Source organism: Solidesulfovibrio sp. DCME (assembly GCF_049995385.1).
Classification (GTDB): Bacteria; Desulfobacterota; Desulfovibrionia; order Desulfovibrionales; family Desulfovibrionaceae; genus Solidesulfovibrio.
In genome coordinates, this window is record NZ_CP188261.1 from 3,946,536 (window position 1) to 3,966,461 (window position 19,926).

A 19,926-nucleotide genomic window follows, 5' to 3' on the forward strand; every position below is an offset into this window, starting at 1 on the left:
GTCTTTTAGAAAGCAAGATAACCCACGTCGGCCAAGCATTCCCGGCGTCATGCCCTCCCCTGTACCTTCAAACCAGGAGCATACGGACGCCGATGCGCTATTATTCCATCCAGTTTCTTCGCCTGCTCTTCATGGCCGAGGTGCTCTACCTCCATGTCCAGGCCTACCTCAGCATCTACGGCCAGCAGGGGGGCACGGTCTTTCATACCATCCCTTCCGCCTTCATGGCCGCCGCCCTGCCCTTTTTCACCATCTCCGGCTTCATCATGGCCTTTCTCATCGACATCGGCTACCGCAACTTCCTGCCCAGGCGCCTGCTGCGCGTCTATCCCACCTATTTTTGCGGCGTGGCCATCGCCGTGGCCGTCAACTGGTTCTTGTGGCACAAGGCGCCCTCCACCCACCTGTTCGCCGCCGCCTCGCTGCTGCCCCTGGGCCCGGCCGACCTGCCGCTGCGCGTCGAATGGACGCTCATTTACGAAATCGCCTACTACATCGTCATCGCGCCTTTCGCCCTGCCCAGGTTGCGGCGCTATTTCGTGCCGTTCCTGTTCGTGTGGGCGGCGGCCATCTTTTTCGCCTATTACGCCCTCGACATGCGGGGCGCCTATATCTTCACAACTTGGCGCACCGTGTTGCTGTCCAACTTCGGCCTCTACTTCATCACCGGCGCCCTGGTCTACCATCTGCAAAAGAAAACGCCGACCTGGCATTGGAGCATCTCCGTCGCGCTGATTTGCCTCAGCGCCGCCATCTGCCTGGCCACCTCCTGGAACAGGCCCCCCGGGCTGATCAAGGACATGGGCGAGATCCTGCCCTGGAGCCTGTGCACGGCGGTCAGCCTCTACTGCGTGGTCAAACTCGAGGACAAATGGCGCCATCCCCTCCTCGAAACCATCTCCGACTTCGGCGACTACGCCTATGCCTACTACCTTATCCACGCCACCATCCTGTCGGCCTTTTTTTCCATCGCCGTCTACACCTTCGGCTGGCGCCTGGACAACGCCACGGCCCTCGGCGGCCTGGCCCTCGTCCTCGTGCTCGGCTACGGCTTCGGCCGGCTGGACATGACCCTGCACAACTTCTTCAAAAAAAGGTTGCGGTAACGATGGCTTCCTGCTTTCAGACCAAGCCGGGACACGGCTGGAACGGCCTGTTCCTGCTTTGCGCCTGTGCCCTGGGCTGCCTGCTCTGGAGCGCCCTGCCCGCCCGGGCCCAGGCGCTGCCCCCGGAATTCCTGCCGGACCTGGCCTTCGAGCAAATCGCGGCCAACCGGGCCGCCTACGATCGGGTGGTGTTCATCTTCGGCGATTCCGTGGCCATGATGTGCTCCCTGGAACAGGTGGATTTCTCCAAGCTTCGGGCCAAAAAGGACGACACCCAGTACATGGTCTCGGCCATGGCCGAGAAGATGCGCCAGGCCAACGTCCCCGGGGACAAGGTCAACGACCCCCTGTGGTGCATGCACTCCCTGGGCACGGCCATGAACAGCCTGTTCGCCGCTTCGGGTCTGCAGACGGCCGTAAACCACGGCCTGACCATCCCGTCGGCCAAGCTGGTGGCCGCCTACGCCGGGGGGCTCGGCCTGCCCTTTCCCAAGGACGTGACCGCACGGGTCAACGAAATCGCCAAGCTGTTCGATACCGGCGTCATCCGCGACGGCGACGTGGTGATCATGGAGGACGCGGGCTACAACGGGCAAAACCCCGACGCCTACGAGGCCAACTGGCTGGCCCTGGGCCGGGCCGCGCTGCATGGGGCGGCCGTGACGCTCATCTTGTTCGACATGTTCGACGACATCCCCGAGGAGCCGGTCATGGGCATCCCGCCCGACGGCTTCCGCTTCGAGGCAGCCTTCCCCAGCCCGACCACGGGCGGCAGGCGTAGCCACAACCAGGCCCTGCGCGATGCGGCCGCCCAATTGGCCGCCGACAAGGACAACAAGGGGACGCTCGTCTTCCTCGACATGCGCCGGCGCATGGACGCCTTCCGGGCCGCCCTGGCCGACGCCTTCGGGGTGTCGGCCCTGACGCCGGAGGGCATCCACCCCAATGTCTGGGGCGAAGCCTTCCTGGCCCGCGAACTGCTGCGCACCGCCGGCCTGGCCCCGCTGCTCGGCAACCCCCAGCCCTACCGCGACGTGCTCGTGGCCAACGCCTCCCGCCTGGCCCTTGGCGACACGGCGGTGGACCCGGACAAGGCCCGGGATTTCATCAACACCTGGCTCATCCCCTGACCTGCCCCATCGCCAGGTCAAACAGGCCGCGCCCGGGCGCCCCGTTGCCGGCCCACACGCCGCCGGACGGTGGCGACCGCCCGCCACGACAAACAGGCCGCGCCCGGACACTGTCCAGGCGCGGCCTTTCCGTCCGGCCGGTTCCCCGACCTCGCCCCCGGCCCCTCCGGTCGGTCGGCTCCGGCCGGCTACGGATGCCGGTTCGCCCCTACCGGGGGCGCGGCCCCATGGGGACCGGGCCAACCCCCGGCATCGGCCCCATGGGCATGGGCGCCAGCGGCGGGCGCGGGGCCACCATAGGCCCCACGGCCACGGGCCGCACCGGCGGGCCATACACCCGAGGGCCGACCCACACCGGCGGCGGCACGTAGGCCGGGCCCACGTAGACCGGCGGCGGCGCATAGATCACCGGCGGTGGCACGTAGGCCGGTTCCACGTACACGGGCGGCGGCCCCACCGTGGCGTAGACGGGCAGGCTCACGGCGAAGCCCGGCCCGGCCACGGTGAGCGCCTGGGCCGACCCGGCCGTGACCAGCACGGCCAGGCACAGGGTCATGAGGACAAGCAGACGTTTCATGGTACACCTCCCGGTGTCGCGTCGAGCCAACGCCGAGGGTTTTGCCAGAAGCGTGCCACGCCTCGCTTGCCGGCCTGGCCGCGTACGGCCTGTGGCAAATGGGCTGATGGCAAGCGGGCCGGCCCTGCCGACCAGGCGCCGTTTCGCCGCCAGGGCCGGCCTTCGGCCCCCCGTCGGTTACACGGATTGCTCCTGCCGCGAGCGTCGGTTACGGAAGTTGCCCACACCGCCGACATCTCGGCAAAGTCCTTGCCCGCCGGCACGGGCGGCGTTATTTCCGTACAGACACCCGGGGGGCGCCATGATCTTTTCGGATCGGATATGGGAGCGGACCGCCGCCATGGCCGCCACTGGCCACAGTTCCACCGACGCCATGCTGGCCTCCCTGGCCGTGCGGCATTTCGCGGCGGCGCGCCTGGGGCCGAGCATGGGCAGCAACGTCCCGGACGACACGCCCCGGGCCATCACCACCCACATGCTGGACACGGGCCTCGGCGCCATCGTGCGCGCCCGCATCTGACCGGGGCCACGCAAAAGGCGGCCCCGAAGGGCCGCCCGTCATAGGCGTCGCCTGTTGCGCCCAGTCGGTGACCACCAGTGCTTTTAACACGCCGGCGGCCGCCGACCGGGGCCTTCTGCGCTCAGTCGGCGGCCGCCGGCGCCTCGACCTTCTTGAACACGATCAGCGGGCAGTTCTTGCAGATGTCCGCGCCCGGGAAGGGATGGCCGGCCCGGGTCACCGACGCGCCGCCCGTGGCCTCCTTGCGCTCCAGCAGGCGCGCCACGACCAGGGGCATGTCCGGGCCGGGGATGGCCACGTTGATTTCGCCGCGCTCGGTCTTGCCGGCGTTGTAGCTGCCGCTGCAGGCCAGGAAAACATTGGCCTCGCCGGTGTTGAAAGCCTGGACGTTGCCGGCGCAGGCGGCCGAGTTCATGGTCATGTTGGGCCGCAAGGGGTGGATGTCCCGGGCGGCCATCCAGTCCACCACCAGGTGGTAGGCCTGCATGTTGTCGCAGTAGAAATGCACCACGTCCGGGGCGAAGGGGGCGTCGGCCAGGGGCGAGACCACCACGGCCAGCAGTTCCTTTGTCAGGCGCGGCTTGCTGCGCACGAACCGCTCGGCCTGGGCCAGGTCGCGCACGTACTTGAGGTGGCCCTTGATCTCGGCCTCGTCGATGTCCTTCCAGCCGAACACGCATTTGGCGTTGCCGCAGCCGAGCTGTTCCTTGCCCATCAGCACCGTCAGGCCTTCCATGCGGGCACCGAGTTCGCCCTGGCAGAAGGTCAGGGCCTTGGCCGGCAGGTAGTAGCCGCCCTTGGCCTTGAAGGCGTCGAGTTCGGCCTGGTCGAAGAAGTATTTGACCGCGATGGGGTAGTGCATCAGCCGCAGTTCGTCCATGAGGACGCGCTGCATGTCCTGGTACGACAGGGTTTCCATGGTGGCTCCTTTTGGCCGTTGCCCGGGTATTAACCCGCACAGCGGCCTTTGCGCCCGGGCGAAGCGCCTGCGGACGATCGTTGTGGCTCTGGCTTAGCCGGTGGGTATCGATTTTGACCAGGCACTGTCAACAAGAAAGGGCTTTTGCCTGATTTATCACGCCGGGTTCGGCCGGGGGGATTACTTGTCGCGGCAGATTTGTGATTTTTTTCACGAATCTGCCGCTTTTTTCATGGGATCAAACGACACACAACAACAGGCATTTTATGGCCATGCGACGTTCACGAACACCATGCACAAGACAATCGTGATGTTAGGCCTTGGGATAGCCCACGCTCTGGGCCAGGGTGACGCGCTTGCCCTCCGGCAGGCCCATGGCCTTGGCCAAGGCGGCCGTGTCGATGCTGGCCCGCACCACCGTGGCCAGCCCCATGGCGGCGCAGTAGAGGTAGACGTTCTGGCTGACGAAACCGGTGTCGGCCCCGGCGTAGAAGAGCTTCTCCTCGGCCGTGGAGCCGGCCACCTTGCCCATGTCGGCCACGTAGACGAGGTTGACCGGCACCGTCGCCGCCAGGGCCTGCTTGCCCGTGGCCGCCCGGATGTCGGCGTCGGCGAGCCTGGTCAGGGCATGGTCCTTGGGCTCGTACAGGAACAGGCCGTCGGCCTTGGCCACATAGATGGCGATCTCCTGGCGATTTTGCGCCGTGGGCGCGGTGTGCTTGCCCGCCTCGGGCCGGTTGACGCCGCCTGCCGCCCACAAAAGCCCGGACAGGACGTCGCCGGGCAAGGGGCGGGGATCGATGTCCCGCCGGGTCTGGCGCAACCGCAACGCCTCCTCCAGCGTCTTGGCCCCGGGCAGGGCCGGTGCGGGAAGCGCGGCGGCGCCTTGGGCCAGGCCGGCCGCCGGCACGGCCAGGCCGGCGGCAACCATGCCGGCGGCCAGCAGAAAATGCCTTCGATCCATGGGTAAACCTCCTCAAACGCCATGCGTTTGCCCCCCCAACATAGTCACGGCCGGCCCGGCCGGCAACCGCCCGCCCCCCTTGCCCCGGCCTGGGAAAAAGGCCATACAGGAGTAACCCTCCCTATCCGAGCCATCCCCATGCATATGCCATCCCATGCCCCCGTGCCCCTTCCCCCGGCCCTGGCCGACCACGTCGGGCTCCTGTTCGGCGTTTTCTGGGAGACGGCCGGCGAGGTCGCCGTTGTCCTGGGGCGCGACGGGCGGCTTGTGGCCATAAGCGACCGCGGCCTGGCCCTGCTCGGCCAAACCCGGGATCTGTGCCTGGGCCGGGACTGGCTCGAACTGGCCGTCTCCCCCGAGGCCCGGCCCAAGGTGCGCCAGGAACTGCAAGCCCTGTCGGACGGCGCCGGGGCGGGCCTTGGCGCGCACGACCTCGTCACGCCAAACGGCCTTCGCCGCCTGACCTGGCAGGCGGCCGCCCTGCCGGGCGGGGACACCGAGCCGGCCCTGGTCGTCGCCTGTGGCCACGACGTCACGGACATGGCCGCGGCCATGCAAACCCTGCGCGCCAACGAGGCCGCCTATCGCTCGATCTTCAACGCCGCCAGCGACGCCATTTTCCTCTACGACACCGAAACGGGCGCCTATCTCGAAGCCAACGAACAGGCCGTAGCCCTTTTCGGCTACAGCCTCCCCCAACTACACGCTCTCACGCCCGGGGACCTCAGCGCCGGCTACCCGCCCTACGGGCCCGAGGAGGCCCGGCAAAAGGTCCGCCTGGCCCAGGCCGGCCAGCCGCAACTGTTCGAATGGCTGTGCCGGGACAAGGCCGGCCGGCTGTTCTGGACCGAGATCAACCTGCGCCGCGGCCTGCTGGCCGGCCAGGAGCGGATCATCGCCGTGGTGCGCGACATCACCGAACGCAAGATGGCCGAACGGGCGATCCGGGAAAGCGAAAAGAAATTCCGTCAACTGGCCGAAGCCATCGACGAGGTGTTCTGGCTCGGCTCCCCGGACTGGAAGCGCATCTTCTACATCAGCCCCGCCTACGAACGCCTCTGGGGCCGGTCCACCAAGACCCTGTACGAAGCCCCCCAGTCCTGGCTCGACGCCGTCCACACCGAGGACCGCGGCCGCATCCTGGATTATATGACCGGCCTGATCGGCCGGCCCCTCCTCGCCGGGTTCTTCCCGGAATACCGCGTGGTCCGGCCCGACGGGTCGCTGCGCTGGGTCCAGGCCCGCTATTTTCCGGTCGCCGACGATTCGGGTGTGGTCTACCGGGTGGCGGGCATCATCGAGGACGTCACCGACCGGCACGCCGCCCACGAGCAGTTGGCCCGCGTCAACGAGCGCCTGGAGGACATGGTGCGCGAGCGCACCAGGACGCTCAACCGCATGAACCAGGAGCTCATCCGGGAAGTGACCGAACGGCGCGATGCCGAAGCGGCCATGGCCCTGGCCAAGGAGGCGGCCGAGGCAGCCAGCCAGGCCAAATCGGCCTTTCTGGCCAACATGAGCCACGAGATCCACACCCCCCTAAACGGCATCCTCGGCATGGCCCAGATCCTGGCCGCCACGGCCCTCGACGACACCCAGCAGGGTTTTCTCAAGGACATCGAGGATTCGGCCGCCTCGCTTTTGGGGATCATCAACGACATCCTGGACTTTTCCAAGATCGAGGCCGACCGGCTGGAGCTTTCCCGGGAACCCTTCGGGCTGCGCGGCATCCTGGCCTCGGTGGAGGCCGGGCTTGCCGTGCTGGCCAAGGAAAAGGGCCTGGGGCTGTCCGTGGACGTGGCCGCGGACGTGCCGGACTTGCTGCTGGGCGACGCCGACCGGCTGCGCCAGGTGCTGGTCAACTTGGTCGGCAACGCCGTCAAGTTCACGGAGCACGGCGGCATCGTCATCGGCGTCCAGTGCGTCGAGACCTGCCTGCCGCCCGAGGCGGCGCATGACAACGCCAGCCAGGAACTGCTTTTCTCCGTCAGCGACACCGGCATCGGCATCCAGGCCGAGGACGCCGCCCGCATTTTCGAACCCTTCACCCAGGCCGACGGGTCCTACACCCGCCGTTTCGGCGGCACGGGCCTCGGCCTGGCCATCACCAAGCGCCTGGTGGCGCTCATGGGCGGCGCCATCGACCTGGAAAGCGTTCCCGGCCAAGGCTCGGTCTTCAACTTCACGGCCCGCTTCGCCCTGGAAGCCTATCCGCCGGAACCGGCCGTCGAGGCCGCGCCCGTGATTCCCACCCTGCCGCCGTTGCGCGTGCTTTTGGCCGACGACAACCGCGTCCACCGCGACATCATCGAAAAATGGCTCCTGCGGCGCGGCCACATCGTCGTCACCGCCGCCAACGGCCAGGAAGCCGTGGACGCCGTGGTCCGCGCCCCCTTCGACCTGGTGCTCATGGACATCCAGATGCCGGACATGGGCGGCCTGGAGGCGGCCAAGGCCATCCGCGCCCTGCCCCACCCCGACCGGGCCGCGACCACCATCGCCGCCGTCACCGCCCACGCCATGGCCGGCGACCGGGAGCGGTTCCTCACGGCCGGCCTGGACGACTACCTGTCCAAACCGGTGGTCCAGCGCGAACTCGACCGGGTCCTGGTCAACGCCGCCGGCAAGCTCCCGGGCGCCGTGCCGCCGGCCGACCCGGCGGACCCCGCCGACTGACCCTCCCTCCGGTTTTGCACCTTTTTTGCATGAGCCTTGCGCCACCCCCGCCGGACGGGGGGCAAGGATAGCCCATGCGCAGCCGCCACCCCCTGGAAAAAACCGTCGCCTTCCTGTGCGGCCTCCTGGCCGTCGGCTGGATCGGCGGGGCCTGCGGCGCGACGTTCTACAAGGCCGTCTATTGGTTCGTCTGCGACGCCTGGCCCGACACCGGCCTGTACGGCCTGCTGCCCGGGGCCGCCGTGCGCGCCGTGCTGGCCATGCCCAAGGACGAGCCGTTACGCCCGATACTCCTGCAACTGTTCGGCATCGATCTACTCACCTATATTATCCTTGTGCCACCGCTCGTGCTCCTGCCCTGCCTGGCCTGGCTTCTGGCCGGCCATGGCCCGACGGAGACCTGGCGCCTGGCCGCCCGGCCCTTTTCCCCCCTCGGGGCGGCCGACCGCGCCCGCCATGCCGACACGGCCTGCCTGCGGCGGGGCCGTGGATTGCCTGGGCCGGGATAGGGCATTCACTCCACCAATCGTGGAATAGGCATCCGGCCCCTTCCCGCTCCCGTCGGCCCCAGGCCCAAACAAAAAGCCGGGGGACGCCCGCCCCCCGGCCCGAATTCCCGTAAGCGCCACCGCCGTCGCCCCGGCGGTCCCGCCTCAGCGCCGCAGGCGCTCCACCGTGCGCTGGATGAAGCAGTACAGGGCCGGCACGAAGTAGACGCCAAGGACCGTGGCCGCGAGCATGCCGCCGAAAACGGCCGTGCCCAGGGCATGGCGGCTGGCCGCGCCGGCCCCGGTGGCGACCATCATGGGCACCACGCCCAGGATGAAGGCGAACGAGGTCATGAGGATGGGCCGGAAACGCAGGATGGAGGCCGAAACCGCGGCCACGTCCGGCGCGTCCCCGGCCTCGCGGCGCATTTTGGCGAATTCGACGATGAGGATGGCGTTCTTGGCCGCCAGGCCGATGAGCATGACCAAGCCGATCTGCGCGTAGACGTTGTTGTCCAGGCCCCGCAGCATCTGGGCGGCCATGGCCCCGAACACGGCCAGGGGCACGGCCAGGATGACGGCGAAGGGCACGGCCCAGGATTCGTACTGGGCGGCCAGCACCAGAAAGACCATGACCAGGGCCAGGCCGAAGATGAAGACCGACTGGCTGCCGGATTTGACCTCCTGGTAGGCGATGCCGGTCCAGTCGTAGCCAAAGCCCTGGGGCAGGGTCGTCTTGGCCAGGTCGGCCATGGCCGACAGGGACTGGCCCGAGGAGAAGCCCGGCGGGGTGGCGCCGGAGATCTCCACGGCCCGGAACAGGTTGAAGCGGCGGATGTATTCCGGCCCCCGGATGTCCGTGGTCCGGCCCAGGGTGCTCAGGGGGACCATCTCGCCCGTGGCGCTGCGCACGAAAAAGCGCTCGATGTCGGCCGGCGAGCGGCGAAACCGCGGCTCGGCCTGGAGCATGACCCGGTAGGTGCGGCCGAATTTGTTGAAGTCGTTGACGTAGAGGCCGCCGAGATAGGTCTGCAGGGCCTCGAACACCTCGCTTGGCGGGATGCCCAGGGTCTGCACCTTGTCGCGGTCGAGGTCGTAGAAGAGCTGGGGCACCTCGACGCTGAAATCCGAGAAGATGCCGGTCACGGACGGCAGCTTGCGGGCGTCGGCCATGAAGCCGTAGGCCGTGCGGGCCAGCGCCTCGACCTTGCCGCCCGAGCGGTCCTGGAGCTCGAACTGGAAGCCGCCCGTGGAGCCCAGGCCCGGGATGGGCGACGGATTGAAGGCCATGACCACCGCCCCCTGCACGCCGCCGAAAAAGGCCCTGGCCCGGCCCATGACCGCGTCCAGGGACAGTTCGGGCGCCTTGCGCGCCTCCCAGGGCTTCAGGATGACGAACAGGGCGCTCGAATACGAGCTGTAGGTGCCGGTCAGCAGATTGTAGCCGCCCAGGGCCAGCACGTCGGCCACGGCCGGGTCGGCCGACAGGTACTGCTCCAGGCGGGTGACCACGGCGTCGTTGCGCTCGACCGAGGCGCCCTCGGGCAGCAGCGCGTTGACGATGAAATAGCCCTGGTCCTCGTCCGGGACAAAACCCGTGGGCAGGGTTGTCAGCAGCCAATAGGTGCCGCCCACGACCACGCCCAGGGTGACCAGGGTGACGAGAAAGAAGCGGATGGCGGCGCGCACGCCGGCGGCATAGCCGCTGGTGGTCTTCTCGAAGACCGTATTGAAGCCCCGGAAAAACGCCCCCAGCGGCCCCTTGGGCAGGCCGGCCGGCTTGAGGATCAGGGCGCACAGGGCCGGGGAGAGCGTCAGGGCGCAGATGGCCGACAGGGCCACGGACACGGCCAGGGTCAGGGCGAACTGCTGGTAGAGCCGCCCGGTGATGCCGCCCATAAACGCCACGGGCACGAACACGGAAATGAGCACCAGCGAAATGGCGATGACCGGCCCGGCCACCTCGGCCATGGCCGCCCTGGTCGCCTCCTTGGGCGCCAGGCCGCCATGGTCGATCTTGTGCTGTACGGCCTCCACCACGACGATGGCGTCGTCGACGACGATGCCGATGGCCAGCACCAGGCCGAACAGGGTCAGCGTGTTGATGGAAAAGCCGAAGACCTGCATGAAGGCGAAGGTGCCGACCAGGGACACGGGCACCGTGAGCATGGGAATGAGCGTGGCCCGGCCGTTTTGCAGGAAGACGTAGACCACGATGAGGACCAGGATGACGGCCTCGAACAGGGTCTTGATCACTTCGTGGATGGAGGCGGTGACGAATTTCGTGGTGTCGTAGGGGATGGTGTAGTCCACGCCCGCGGGGAAATACCCGGCCTGCTCGGCCATGATGGCCCGCACCCGGGCCACCACGTCCAGGGCGTTGGCCCCGGGGAGCTGGTAGATCTGGATGGTGCAGGTGGGCTTGGCATTGAGCCGGGTGAAGGCGCTGTAGCTCTGGCTGCCCAGTTCCACCCGGCCCACGTCGCGCACGCGCACGATCTCGGCGCCCTTGCCCGTGCGCACGATGATGTTGGCGAATTCCTCGGGGTCGGCCAGCCGGCCCTTGACCTGGACCGTGAGCTGGAACTCCTGGCCGGGCGGGGCCGGCGGCATGCCGATCTGGCCGGCCGGGGCCTGGACGTTTTGCTGCTTGATGGCGTTGGAGACATCCGAGGCGGTCAGGCCCAGGCGGGCCAGCTTGTCCGGGTCGAGCCAGACGCGCATGCCGTAGTCGCGTTCGCCGAAAACGGCCACGTTGCCCACCCCGGGCACGCGGGCCAGGGCGTCGGTGATGTTGATTTTCGCGTAGTTGTTGAGGAAAAGCGTATCGCGGCTGCCGTCGGGGGAGTTCAGGTTGATCACGAGCAGCATGTCCGGGGACTGCTTTTTCACCGAGATGCCGCGCCGGGTGACTTCGGGCGGCAGGCGGGAGTTGGCCAGGGCGACGCGGTTTTGGACATCCACCGTGGCCAGGTCGAGGTCGCGGGCGATGTCGAAGGTGACGTTTAAGACCATGCGCCCGTCGTTGGAGCTCACGGAATTCATGTAGAGCATGTCCTGGGCGCCGTTGACTTCCTGCTCGATGGGCGTGGCCACGGACTCTTCCACGACTTGCGCGCTGGCGCCGTCGTAGGTGGCCGCGACCTGGACGGTGGGCGGCACGATCTGCGGATACTGGGCGATGGGGAGCGTTGCGATGCAGATGGCCCCGACCAGGGTGATGACGATGGAGATGACGGTGGAAAAGACCGGCCGTTCGATGAAGAAATTGACCATGGCGGCACCCTAGGGCTTGGCCGGGGCGGGCTGGCCGGCGGCCGGCGCCGGGGCGGCGGCGGTTGTCCCCGCGGACGCCGGGGCGGCGGCCGTGCCCGGAGCCGCCGGTGCGGCGGCTGTGCCCACGGCGGCCGGAGCGGCGGCTGTGCCCACGGCGGCCGGAGCGGCGTCCTGGGCGACCTTGACCGTCATGCCCGGCCGCACCTTGGACACGCCCTCCACCACCACCCGGTCGTCGGGGGTCAGGCCGGTGTCGATGACGAAGGAGCCGTCCTTGCCGCCGCCAAGCGTCACGGCCTTGGCCTCGATGACGTCGCCCGGGCCGACCACGTAGACCGACTTGCTGCCCTGGACGTCGACGATGGCCCGCTGGGGCACGAGCAGCGCGCCCTGGCGCTCGTCGATGAGCGCCCGGACCTTGGCGAACTGGCCGGGCTTGAGGATGCCCTTGGGGTTGGCGAACACCCCCCGCACGCCGAGGGTGCCCGTCTTGGCGTCCACGGCCCGCTCGGCCATGTCCGGCACGCCCTTTTCCGGGTAGACCGAGTCGTCGGCCAGGATGAGCGTCAGGGAGAGGTGCGCTTCCCCTTCCTTGTCGCCGCGCACGTGCATGGCCTTGACGAATTCCAGGTAATCCCGCTCGCTGATGGAGAAGTCGACATAGATGGGGTCGGTGGAGGAGATTTCGGCCAGAAGGGTGTTGTCGCCCTTGCCGACCAGGTTGCCGACATTGACCAGGGCCTTGCCGATACGCCCGGCAATGGGGGCGGTGATCTTGGTGTAGCCGAGGTCGCGCTGGGCCGTTTCCACGGCGGCCTTGGCGCTGTCGAGGTTGGCCTCGATCTCCCGCTGGTTGGTAAGCTTGGTGTCGTATTCGTCGCGGCTGACGGCCCGCTGCTTGTAGAGCTGCTCGAAGCGCGTGAAATCCACCTGCGCCTTGGCCAAAAGGGCCTGCTGGCGGGTGAGCTCGGCCTGGGCCTTTTTCAGGTTCTCCAGGTACTGGCGCGATTCGATGACGAACAGCACGTCGCCCTGCTTGACCATGGCCCCCTCGGTGAAAAGCCGTTCCTTGAGGTAGCCCTCGACCCGGGCCCGCACCTCGATGTTCTCCTTGGCCGCCAGGCGCCCGACGTATTCGTTGACGATGGGCACGTTGGCCACCACCGGCTTCTGGGCCGTCACCAGCACGGACGGCGCCGGCGCGCTTGGCGTGGCGGCCTGTTTCTTGTCGGCTTCGCCCTGCCCGCAACCCCAAAGGAGCAAGGAGGCGCAACAGGCCAGGGCCAGGGTTAAACCGATACGGGAAGCGGAACGGGGCGACAGGCTGGGCATGCGGGGCTCCTTGGCGGGTCTTCACGGTATTGTTGCCGAAATACGCCACGATACTTATCCGGCGCAACCGGAAAAGTCACCCGCTCCGTGAAACGGTTGCCATGGAAACGGAAAAAGGCCCGCGCCCGGGTCGAAGGCCGGGAATACGGTGTCGCGCCAGGCCGAAGCAGGCGGGGACAAGCCGGGCCAAGCCCGGCGCATTGCCGGCGACTGCAAAACGTTTCCCGGCCGGCCGCGACAAACCGTTGCCTCATGGCCGGCCCGGCCCCGCCCCGTGCAGTGCGGCGGGCTTTTCCTGCCGCCAGGCGGCCCGCACCAGGCCCCTGGGCGCGAGGCGCGGCTATTTTTTTCCACAGTAGACTGGCCAACGGACTACTCGCACCAGGCCCGTGGGCGCGAGGCGCGGCGGCGCGGCATCCGTCAGGCGCCGCCGCGCCGCTTTTCGGGTGTGCGGCCCGTCCCGGCCGTGCGCCCTCAGTCCTCCAGCAACAGGATGAGCGCCGCCGTGCCAGGCGGCGGCTGGCGGTCGAGGACGAAGCCGGCCAGCCGGGAGCGGGCCACGCCGCCGTAGGTGGCGAACTCGCCGCCGATCAGCCCCCGGGTCGGCGTGACGCGCCGGATGACCCGGGCCCGGGCCGGCACGCCCGCGCCCGGATCGAAGGCCGTGTCCAGGGCGCCGCTTTGCAGGGCCCGGGCCAGCCTGGCCCGGTTCACGTCGTTGTACTTGGTGAAGCCGCCGGCAAAAAGGATGCCGCCATTGGGTTCGATGGACAGGGAGTCGACATAGGTCAGGGACTGGGCGCCCATGCCGGTATTGAAGGACTCCAGGCCGCCGGTCGTGGTGAAGCGGGCCAGGCCGTAGCGCGTGGGGCGGCTCCAACTCCCGTCGATGATCTCGCCGAATTCGCCGCAGATCACCGGCTTGTCGTCACCTTGCAGGGCCATTTCCAGCACGGTACCGGTGACCAAGACGACATTGGCCGAGGGCGTGGTCGGGGCGAAGGCCGTATCCAGGGCGCCGGTATCGGTCAGCCGGGTGAAAAAGCCCCGGGCCAAGCCGTCGTAGGTGACGTAGCCGCCCACATAGTATTTCCCCTGCCAGGCGGCCAGGGCATAGGTCGACAGGCTCGTCCCGTTGGTGATGCTTATCTGCGGATCGAAGGCCGTGTCCAGGCTGCCGTCGGCGTTGAGGCGGGCCAGGGGATAGCGGTCGGCACCGGCGACCTTGCGCACGTGGCCGCCGGCCAGGACCTTGCCGTCGTTCTGGGGCAGCAGGGCGTAGACCGGGGCCGGCGAATTGTCGGAGCGGGTGACGATGGGCGTAAACGTCTTGTCCACGGCGCCGTTTGCGGCAAACCGAGCCAGGCCGCCCAGGGGCCGGGTGGCCACGCCGCCGATGTCGCCGCCGGCGTAGAGGGAGCCGTCGGAAGCCAGGGCCACGTCATTGACCGGGCCGTCGGGGCCGAGCCCGGCGGAGAAGGTGGTGTCCACGGCACCGGTGGACAGCAGCCGGGCCAGGTTTGGCGCAAAGACGCCGCCGAACCAGTTGAAATCGCCGCCGACCACGATCTTGCCGTCCCGCTGGGCGAGAAGGTCGTAGACGACGACCTTGGCCGAGGCGCTCACGGCCGGGCTAAAGGCGGCAAACGCAGTCAACAGCGTCCCGTCCTGGGCAATGGCGGCCAGGCCGTTTCGCGCCTGGCCTTGCAGCGTCGTGAACGCCCCGGTGAGGTACAGGCTGCCGTCGAGCAGCCCGCCGACCGACAGAATGGGCGCATCGGCCCCGCTGCCCACGGTAAAGCCCGGGTCCACCGCCCCGTTCGCCGTCAGGCGCACGATGCGGTTGCAGGCCACGCCGGCAAAGGCCGTGAAGGCGCCGACGACAACGAGGGAATCGTCCGCGAGGCGGTGGACGGCGGTGATGTCGCCGTTGGGGCCGGAGCCGATCTGGAAGCCCGTATCCAGGCTGTTGTCGGCGTTGAGGCGCAGCAGGCGGTTGGCGGCGTGGCCGTGGGCCTTGGTGAAGTTGCCGGCCACATACCGCTTGTCGTTTGCGGCCGTGACCACGGCCAGGACGGGGCCGTCCGTGTCGCTGCCGTCGGGTAGTTCCGTCAGGGCGGCCCCGGCATTGTCCCGGGTGGCCAGCCAGTCGATCTGGGTGGTGGTCCCGGGGTTGGAGGCCCCGTTGACGGTGAGCCGGTCGGAATAGGCCGGCAGTTTCGAGTCCACGGCCAGGCCGGTGACGTAGGCCCGTGGCCCGTTGAAAACGGGATACGTGCCATCGGCGAAGCCGTTTTTCTGGATACGCACGAGGTGCCGGGTCGGGTCGACGGACACCTGGGAGAGCTGCAAGGCGTAGCCGCCGCACAGCACCTTGTCGTCGGACTGCACGGCCAGGGCGTTGATGGTGCCCTGCCCGGCAAAGGCCGACCAGAAGGTCGTGTTCAGGACGCCGTCGGCGGACAGCAGGGCGAGGTCATAATAGTATGGGGAACCGCTGATGGTGAAGTTCCCGCCGGCCAACAGGCTGCCGTCACTGCGCTGGGCCATGGCCCGGACTTCGCCGTTGAAGTTGGGCGGCGTGAACGTGGTGTCCACCGTCCCGTCGGCCTGCAACCGGACCACGTTGGCGTAGGCCGCTCCGCCAACCGTGGCGAACGATCCGAAAACGATGAAGGTCGTCGATGCATCCTGCAACAGCCCGCGGATGACCGGCTTTTTTTCAGCTCCCAGGCCTGGGTCGAAGGTGGTGTCGAGCGCGCCAGCCTGGGTCGCCGCACGGGCGCTGCCCGCAATCATCCAGAGCAATGCAGAAAATAAGAGTAAGGATTGCTTTATGCAAAAACGTATGCCGCGTCTCTCTCCGTTTTCGCTTCGCATCTGTTCTTACCTCCGCACCATTACTTTCATTATTGAATAATTTCTCCGCCTATTTTCCACAAGTTAAATCGAACTTCATGCATACTCTTTTCCCACACCATGGGCTGTAACGCAAGCACACCTTCTTCCTAAAGCGACTTTCCTTTCGGCGGCCAGGCCCCCACCGGCCTCGACATGGCCGGCGCCCGCGCCACCCTGCCCGCGCCCTCCAAGGCGGTGGCCGGCCAGATCGACGCCGTGTCGCAGCTCTGGCGGGACTACGCCCCCCTGATCCAGGCGGCCGCCCGGCACGATGGCCAGGCCGACGCCGGCCGGGTCCTCGAGGCCAGCGAACGGACCACCGCGGCCATGGACAAGGCCGTGGTCATGCTCCAGACCGAATCCGAGGAACGCGTGAGCGAGTTGTTGTGGATCCAGGGGGCGTTTCTGGCCCTGGCCGTGCTGCTTGGCGTGGCCACCTACCTGGCCCTGCGCCAGATGGTCCTCGGCCCGCTGGAACGGCTGATCGACTTCGCCGAGGCGGTGGCCCGGGGCGATTTCCGCGCCCGCGTGACGGGCGGCATCGACGGGGAACTGGGCCGGCTCAAGGCCTCCCTGGAACGGATGCTGGCCAGCATAACGACCAAGGTCTGCTTCATCGAGGGCGTGATCGCGGCCGTGGCCGATACGGCGCCGTTCATGATCCTCGACGCCACGGGCCGCATCAGCCACGTCAACCGGCTCCTGCTCGACCTGGTCGGCCAGGCCCTGGCCGCCATCGTGGACATCGTGGCCCGCACCGCCACGCGCGTCGGCGCCATGGCCGCCATGTCCGACACCCTGGCCGAACGCGGCCAGGGCATCACCAGCAACCTGGGCAGCATCCGGGCCGTTTCCGACGAAACGACCACGGGCATGCGCCAGGCGGCCGATGCCGTTTCCCGGCTCAGCCAGCGCACGGGCGAGCTCAAATCCCTGATCGAATGCCTGCGCGGCGAGCAGGAAGCCGAATGCGGCACGGACATGGCCGGCCCCCGCGCCCTGGCGTCCGCGTCGTGAATCGGGTCGGCCCGGCGCCTACCGGTTGACAGGGACGCCGGATTTGCAGCATGCCTGGGGTCCGGTTTTCCGACGCCCTTCGTGGCGCCCCATGCCAAGGAGCCCCCATGCTGCCGCCCTTCCTTCGCTTTGCCGGCCCCCGCCGCCAGGATTACCTGCCGGGCCTGCTCGACCACTACCGGCCTGTCGCCCGTGGGATGGCCCTGTTGCACGAGGCCCTCAAACACGCCGTCAACAAGCGCCCGGAAAAGGGCTTCCGCGTTCTGATCGGTGAAATCGACATCCTCGAGGCCGAGGCCGACAAGGTCAAACGCCGCATCCGCAACCACCTGCCGGCCGGCTTCCTCATGGTCGTGGACAAGACACTCTTCCTCAACTACACCGGCCGCCAGGACAACATCCTCGATGCCGTGCAGGAAGCCGTCACCTGGCTGGCCTTGGCCCCCTTCGAGGTCCCGCCGGCCTTGGCCGAGGCCATGACCACAAGCGTCGCCGAGGCGGCCGAGACCGTGACCCGGCTGCACAAGGCCCTCGCCGAAGGCATCGAGCTCATCCTGCACGCCAAGGGCGATCGCGGCGCGACCAAAAAACACATCCAGGACGTGCGCGGCCAGCACCTCAAGGTCGTCAAGGCCAAACGCGGGCTCATCGCCGCCGCCTACGCCTCGGGCATGGAGTTCGGCCGCGTCTACCAGGTCATCCGCTTCGTGGAATACGTCTACCGGGCCAGCCACAACGCCGAAGGCTGCGCCGACATCCTGCGGGCCATGCTGGCCCGCTGAGCCCAGGCAGCGACGGCCGCCCGCACCGGCCGCCCCACGCCCAGAAGCGCACCCGCCACCGGGGGAGCCATGTCCCAAGGACAAGACAGACTCGACGCCATCATCGACCGCCTGCGCGGCCACGGCCACCGCATCTCCCCCCAGCGGCTGGCCATCCTGCGCCTTTTGGCCGAAACCCCCGACCATCCCACGGCCGAGGACATCCACCAGCGGCTTTTGCCCGAATTCCCGGACATGAGCCTGGCCACGGTCTACAAGGCCATCGCCGTGCTCAAAAAACACGGCGAGATCCTGGAGCTCCAGTTCAGCGACCGCGACAACCGCTACGACGCCCGCTTTCCGGCTCCCCATCCCCATTGCGTCTGCCTGGCCTGCGGCGCCATCGCCGACCCCCCGGCCCCGGGCCTTGCGGCCGTAACCGAAGCCTTGGCCGCGGCCAGCGGCTATGCCATCACCTCCCATCGCCTGGATTTCTACGGCCTGTGCCCGGCCTGTCGGGCAAAACGCGGCCAATAACCCGCAACCTCCCCCGATCCACTCGCCCCTTCCGGACGTTTTTTACCCGCAGGGGGCTTTTTTTTCGTTTTTCCATTGCCAGCCCACCCCGCTTCTTGTAGAGAATCACTATCCACAAGTTCCCGCCGCTTCACGGCGACAACAGGCCCACAGGCCAGGGAGACGTCACATGCCCGATAAAAAGACCATGACCACCGGATTCGGCGCGCCCATCGGCAACGACCTCAATACGGCCACGGCCGGCCCGCGCGGCCCGGCGCTCCTGCAGGACGTGCACCTTCTGGAAAAAATGGCCCACTTCGACCGGGAGCGCATCCCCGAGCGGGTGGTCCACGCCAAGGGCGCCGGCGCCTACGGCTTCTTCGAGGTCACGGCCGACGTGACCGCCTACACGAAGGCCAAGTTCCTTTCGGCCGTGGGCAAGCGCACCGAGGTCTTCGCCCGCTTCTCCACGGTCGGCGGCGAGCGCGGCTCGGCCGACACCGCCCGCGACCCGCGCGGCTTCGCGCTCAAGTTCTACACCGAAGACGGCAACTACGACATGGTCGGCAACAACACGCCGGTCTTCTTCATCCGCGACCCCCTCAAATTCCCGGATTTCATCCACACCCAGAAGCGCAACCCCAAAAGCAACCTCAAAGACGCCAACATGTTCTGGGATTTCCTGTCCCTGACCCCGGAATCCCTGCACCAGGTGACCGTACTCTTCTCCGATCGCGGCACCCCCGACGGCTACCGCCACATGAACGGCTACAGCAGCCACACCTACAAATGGTACAACGCGGCCGGCGAATACTTCTGGGTCAAATACCACTTCAAGACCGACCAGGGGATCAAAAACCTCACCCGGCAACAGGCCGACGAACTGGCCGGCGCCAATCCCGACTACGCCACCGAAGACCTCTACAAGGCCATCGAAGCCGGCACCCCGCCCTCCTGGACCCTGGAAATGCAGATCATGACCCAGCAGCAGGCCAAGGACTACCGCTTCGACATCTTCGACGTGACCAAGGTCTGGCCCCACGCCGACGTGCCGCCCCTGGTCATCGGCAAGATGGTCCTCGACCGCAACCCGGTGAACTACTTCGCCGAGGTCGAGCAGGCGGCGTTTAACCCCAGCAACCTCGTGCCCGGCATCACCGTCTCCCCGGACAAGATGCTGCAAGGGCGGCTTTTCTCCTACCACGACACCCACCTGCACCGCCTGGGCCCCAACTACCAGCTCATCCCGGTCAACGCGCCCAAGGCGGCCCAGGTCGCCAACTACCAGCGTGACGGCTTCATGCGCACCGATGACGGCGGCGGCGACGGCCCCAACTACTGGCCCAACAGCTTCGGCGGCCCGTCCCCGGACCCCGATGCCCTGGAACCCCGCATTCCCCTGGAGGGCGAGGGCGGGCGCCATGAATACACCCATCCCAACGACGACTTCTCCCAGCCCGGGGAGCTGTACCGCAAGGCCATGAATGACATGGACCGCGAACACCTGGTCGGCAACATCGTGTCCCACCTCGGCGGCGCCCTGCCGCGCATCCAGAAGCGCCAGTGCGCCCTGTTCTACAAGGCCGACGCCACCTGGGGCGAGCGCGTGGCCGCCGGCCTCGGGCTCGATCTGGCGGAAGTCAAGAAGCTCGCGGGCATGACCAAGGAAGAACGCGCCGCAGCCACGGCGCAGTAAGGAACACGCGGCAAAGTAAGGTAAAAGCCTCCGGCGGCCAGGAG

15 protein-coding genes are annotated in these 19,926 nt (G+C 67.8%); 9 read left to right on the plus strand and 6 right to left on the minus strand.

Going from position 1 to position 19,926, the window contains the following annotated elements; translation table 11 throughout:
• The first annotated feature begins 92 nt into the window (after positions 1-92).
• Both ACP59X_RS17470 and ACP59X_RS17475 read left to right on the plus strand, forming a co-directional pair.
• On the plus strand, positions 93-1,106 hold the full coding sequence (locus ACP59X_RS17470; RefSeq protein ID WP_428560818.1) for an acyltransferase family protein: 1,014 nt from the start codon (positions 93-95) through the stop codon (positions 1,104-1,106).
• Positions 1,107-1,108: 2 nt separating this feature from the next.
• On the plus strand, positions 1,109-2,236 hold the full coding sequence (locus ACP59X_RS17475; protein WP_428560820.1) for a hypothetical protein: 1,128 nt from the start codon (positions 1,109-1,111) through the stop codon (positions 2,234-2,236).
• Positions 2,237-2,444: 208 nt separating this feature from the next.
• Here the strand turns inward: ACP59X_RS17475 and ACP59X_RS17480 are convergent, their stop codons facing one another.
• The gene (locus ACP59X_RS17480; protein ID WP_428560823.1) at positions 2,445-2,813 is read right to left on the minus strand and encodes a hypothetical protein; all 369 of its coding nucleotides are present in this window, start codon (positions 2,811-2,813) and stop codon (positions 2,445-2,447) included.
• A 301-nt stretch (positions 2,814-3,114) separates the two neighbouring features.
• Here ACP59X_RS17480 and ACP59X_RS17485 point away from each other — a divergent pair, with 301 nt between their 5' ends.
• Complete coding sequence (locus ACP59X_RS17485) at positions 3,115-3,333, plus strand: hypothetical protein (protein ID WP_428560826.1); 219 nt, start codon at positions 3,115-3,117, stop codon at positions 3,331-3,333.
• A gap of 121 nt (positions 3,334-3,454) precedes the next feature.
• On the opposite strand, the gene ACP59X_RS17490 is transcribed toward ACP59X_RS17485, so the two are convergent.
• Positions 3,455-4,252, minus strand: a complete 798-nt coding sequence (locus ACP59X_RS17490) for a DUF169 domain-containing protein (protein ID WP_428560828.1) — start codon at positions 4,250-4,252, stop codon at positions 3,455-3,457.
• A gap of 313 nt (positions 4,253-4,565) precedes the next feature.
• Complete coding sequence (locus ACP59X_RS17495) at positions 4,566-5,216, minus strand: SagB/ThcOx family dehydrogenase (protein ID WP_428560830.1); 651 nt, start codon at positions 5,214-5,216, stop codon at positions 4,566-4,568.
• 138 nt (positions 5,217-5,354) lie between these two features.
• Here ACP59X_RS17495 and ACP59X_RS17500 point away from each other — a divergent pair, with 138 nt between their 5' ends.
• Positions 5,355-7,892: a PAS domain S-box protein gene (locus tag ACP59X_RS17500; protein WP_428560832.1), complete on the plus strand. Its 2,538-nt coding sequence runs from the start codon at positions 5,355-5,357 to the stop codon at positions 7,890-7,892.
• 74 nt (positions 7,893-7,966) lie between these two features.
• Positions 7,967-8,401, plus strand: coding sequence for a hypothetical protein (locus ACP59X_RS17505; protein WP_428560834.1), 435 nt, complete (start codon positions 7,967-7,969; stop codon positions 8,399-8,401).
• Between the two features lie 144 nt (positions 8,402-8,545).
• Here the strand turns inward: ACP59X_RS17505 and ACP59X_RS17510 are convergent, their stop codons facing one another.
• From ACP59X_RS17510 to ACP59X_RS17520, 3 genes are all read right to left on the minus strand, one after another.
• Positions 8,546-11,656: an efflux RND transporter permease subunit gene (locus ACP59X_RS17510; protein ID WP_428560836.1), complete on the minus strand. Its 3,111-nt coding sequence runs from the start codon at positions 11,654-11,656 to the stop codon at positions 8,546-8,548.
• A gap of 9 nt (positions 11,657-11,665) precedes the next feature.
• A complete protein-coding gene (locus ACP59X_RS17515) occupies positions 11,666-12,988 on the minus strand; it encodes an efflux RND transporter periplasmic adaptor subunit (protein WP_428560838.1) in 1,323 nt (440 codons plus the stop codon).
• A 474-nt stretch (positions 12,989-13,462) separates the two neighbouring features.
• Positions 13,463-15,787, minus strand: a complete 2,325-nt coding sequence (locus tag ACP59X_RS17520; RefSeq protein ID WP_428560841.1) for a delta-60 repeat domain-containing protein — start codon at positions 15,785-15,787, stop codon at positions 13,463-13,465.
• A gap of 255 nt (positions 15,788-16,042) precedes the next feature.
• On the opposite strand from ACP59X_RS17520, the gene ACP59X_RS17525 reads away from it, so the two are divergent.
• The 4 genes from ACP59X_RS17525 to ACP59X_RS17540 all read left to right on the plus strand — a co-directional run bounded on the left by ACP59X_RS17525 (position 16,043) and on the right by ACP59X_RS17540 (position 19,882).
• Positions 16,043-16,906, plus strand: coding sequence for a HAMP domain-containing protein (locus ACP59X_RS17525; protein WP_428560842.1), 864 nt, complete (start codon positions 16,043-16,045; stop codon positions 16,904-16,906).
• 107 nt (positions 16,907-17,013) lie between these two features.
• Positions 17,014-17,688 carry a DUF47 domain-containing protein gene (locus tag ACP59X_RS17530; protein ID WP_428560844.1) on the plus strand — a complete coding sequence of 225 codons (675 nt, stop codon included), beginning with the start codon at positions 17,014-17,016 and terminating at the stop codon, positions 17,686-17,688.
• Between the two features lie 69 nt (positions 17,689-17,757).
• The gene (locus ACP59X_RS17535) at positions 17,758-18,204 is read left to right on the plus strand and encodes a Fur family transcriptional regulator (protein WP_428560846.1); all 447 of its coding nucleotides are present in this window, start codon (positions 17,758-17,760) and stop codon (positions 18,202-18,204) included.
• Between the two features lie 169 nt (positions 18,205-18,373).
• A complete protein-coding gene (locus ACP59X_RS17540; RefSeq protein WP_428560848.1) occupies positions 18,374-19,882 on the plus strand; it encodes a catalase in 1,509 nt (502 codons plus the stop codon).
• The last annotated feature ends 44 nt before the right edge of the window (positions 19,883-19,926 follow it).